The 3,033-nt window shown below is 62.5% G+C and carries 3 protein-coding genes; all 3 read left to right on the top strand.

Annotated features, from left to right (window positions below):
* Positions 1–840, top strand: an 840-nt coding sequence (locus tag HX786_RS31345) for an ATP-binding cassette domain-containing protein (protein WP_178913074.1), incomplete at its 5' end; no start/stop codon positions are given.
* Positions 806–1,798 carry an ABC transporter permease gene (locus HX786_RS31350; protein ID WP_003215773.1) on the top strand — a complete coding sequence of 331 codons (993 nt, stop codon included), beginning with the start codon at positions 806–808 and terminating at the stop codon, positions 1,796–1,798. The genes HX786_RS31345 and HX786_RS31350, both read left to right, overlap by 35 nt.
* Before the next feature lie 69 nt (positions 1,799–1,867).
* Positions 1,868–2,947: an alcohol dehydrogenase catalytic domain-containing protein gene (locus HX786_RS31355; protein WP_178913075.1), complete on the top strand. Its 1,080-nt coding sequence runs from the start codon at positions 1,868–1,870 to the stop codon at positions 2,945–2,947.
* The last annotated feature ends 86 nt before the right edge of the window (positions 2,948–3,033 follow it).

Genomic DNA, 3,033 nt, shown 5'->3' on the forward strand with positions numbered 1-3,033 from the left:
TGCGACCGCATCAGCGTGCTGCGCGACGGCGGCAATGTGGGCGTCACCGATGTGGCCGACAGCGATATCGACCGCTTGGTGGAAATGATGGTCGGGCGGCGCCTGGAGTGCAGTTTTCCGCCCAAGCCCACCGCCGCACGCGGGCCGCTGCTGCTGGAGGTCAAGGACATCCAGTTGGTGCGCAACGGCCCCCATAACCACTTTGAATTGCACAAGGGAGAGATTCTCGGCTTTGCCGGCCTGGTGGGTTCCGGGCGTACCGAATTGGCGCTGGGCATGATGGGCGCGCTGCCGTCGGTGAGCAAAGACGTGTGGCTGCGGGGTGAACAAATCACCCTCGACGACCCGGCCCAGGCCTTGGCCCATGGCATCGGCCTGCTGCCGGAAAGCCGCAAGACCGAAGGGCTGATCACCGATTTCAGCATTCGCGAAAACATCTCGCTCAACAACCTGCCCAAATACCAGAACGCCAGCGGCCTGATCGACAAGGACAAGGAATGCGCCAGCGTTGAAGCGCTGATGCGCCAGCTGTCGATCAAGGCCCCCAGCGGCGAGAGCCGGGTGTTCAACCTCAGCGGCGGCAACCAGCANNTCGACGAACCCACCCGTGGCATCGACGTCGGTGCCAAGGCACAGATCTACGCACTGATGCGCAGCCTCACCGAACAGGGGTACGCAATCATCATGATTTCCTCGGAACTGCCGGAAGTCATCGGCATGTGCGACCGCGTCGCGGTGTTCCACAAGGGCGCCATCGTCAAGGTACTGGAAGCGTCTGCCGTCAATCCTCAAGAGGTCATGCGCCATGCAACAGGGGGCTCAAGTGAATACGTCCATTAATGCCGTGGGGCCTGGCCGGCTGCGCCTGAACCTGGCGCGGCTGATCCGCTCACCGGCGTTCTATCCCTTTGTCGGGCTGCTGGTGGTGACGTTGGTGATGATCTTCGCCAGCGATAACTTCCTGACGGCCAACAACCTGTCGAACATCGCGCGCCAGGTGTCGATCAACGCGATTATCGCGGTGGGCATGACCTGCGTGATTCTTACCGGCGGCATCGATTTGTCGGTGGGGCCGGTGATGGCGTTGTCCGGCACCTTGACCGCCGGCTTGATGGTCGCAGGCTTGCCGCCGGGCCTGGCAATTGGCGCCGGGATGCTGGTCGGCGTGGCGTTCGGCATCGGCAATGGCCTGTTCGTCGCCTACCTGCACATGCCGCCGATCATCGTCACCCTGGCGACCATGGGCATCGCCCGTGGGTTCGGCCTGATGTACACCGACGGCTACCCGATTTCCGGTTTGCCGGAGTGGTTCGGCTTCTTTGGCCGCGAAAGCCTGTTCGGCATTTCGGTGCCGATCCTGATCATGTTGGTGACGTACCTGGCGGCCTATGTGCTGCTGCAACACACCCGCATCGGCCGCTATATCTACGCGATCGGCGGCAACGAGGAAGCGGTGCGCCTGTCCGGCGTGCGGGCGGCGCGCTTCAAATTGCTGGTGTATGGCATCAGCGGTTTGACCGCCGCGATTGCCGGGCTGGTGCTGACCTCACGCTTGATGAGCGGCCAGCCGAATGCCGGGGTGTCGTTCGAACTCGACGCGATTGCCGCGGTGGTCCTGGGCGGCGCCTCGATTGCCGGTGGGCGCGGGGTAATCGTCGGCACCTTGCTCGGCGCCATGCTGCTGGGGGTGTTGAACAACGGCTTGAACATGCTCGGGGTCTCGCCCTATGTCCAGAGCGTGATCAAGGGCGGGATCATTTTGCTGGCGATCTTTATCAGCCGTCAGCGCCACAAGTAAACCGGTTATCTCCACGCGGCCATGGTGGCCGCGATGGGTTCTCTCATGCTCAAGAAAGGTCCGCACATCATGGAAAAGCACAACCAAATGCAAGCCGTCGTCTGCCACGGCCCGAAAGACTACCGCCTGGAACGCATCAGCAAACCCCAGGCGCGGGTCAATGAACTGGTGATTCGCATCGCCGCCTGCGGCATTTGCGCTAGTGACTGCAAATGCCACTCGGGCGCCGCGATGTTCTGGGGCGGCGACAACCCGTGGGTCAAGGCCCCGGTGGTGCCGGGGCACGAGTTCTTTGGCTACGTGGTGGAAGCGGGCGAGGGCGCCGAGGAGCACTTTGAGGTGAAGGTCGGCGACAAGGTGATCGCCGAGCAGATCGTGCCATGTGGCAAGTGCCGCTTCTGCAAGTCCGGCAAGTACTGGATGTGCGAGGTGCACAACATCTTCGGCTTCCAGCGTGAAGTCGCCGAGGGTGGCATGGCCCAGTACATGCGTATTCCCAAGACTGCCATCGTGCACAAGATTCCGGAGTCGGTGTCCCTGGAAGATTCGGCGCTGATCGAGCCGATGTCCTGCGCGATTCACACCGTCAACCGCGGTGAGATCCAGCTGGATGACGTGCTGGTGATCGCCGGTGCCGGCACCCTGGGCCTGTGCATGGTGCAGGTGGCAGCGCTAAAAACGCCGAAGAAACTGGTGGTGATCGACATGGTCGACGAGCGCCTGGAACTGGCGAAGCAGTACGGTGCCGACGTGGTGATCAACCCGTCCCGGGATAACGCCCGGGAGATCATCAATAGCCTGACCGACAACTACGGCTGCGACGTGTACATCGAAACCACCGGCGTACCGGCGGGCGTTACCCAGGGCCTGGATCTGATTCGCAAGCTCGGCCGGTTTGTCGAGTTCAGCGTGTTTGGCGCCGAGACCAGCGCCGACTGGTCGATCATCGGCGACCGCAAGGAGCTGGACGTACGCGGTGCGCACCTGGGGCCGTATTGCTACCCGGTGGCCATCGACTTGTTCGAGCGTGGCCTGGTGACGTCCAAGGGCATCGTGACCCATGACTTCGGGCTGGACAGCTGGGCCGAAGCGTTTGAGCTGGCCAACTCGACCAAGTCGATCAAGGTGCTGCTGAAGCCGGTGGTCTGAGATGAACTACGTAATGGGTGTGGACATCGGCACGCAAAGCACCAAGGCGCTGCTGGTGGATGCGGACGGCCTGATCATCGCCCAGC

This window comes from Pseudomonas sp. 21615526, from assembly GCF_013386245.1.
Classification (GTDB): Bacteria; Pseudomonadota; Gammaproteobacteria; order Pseudomonadales; family Pseudomonadaceae; genus Aquipseudomonas.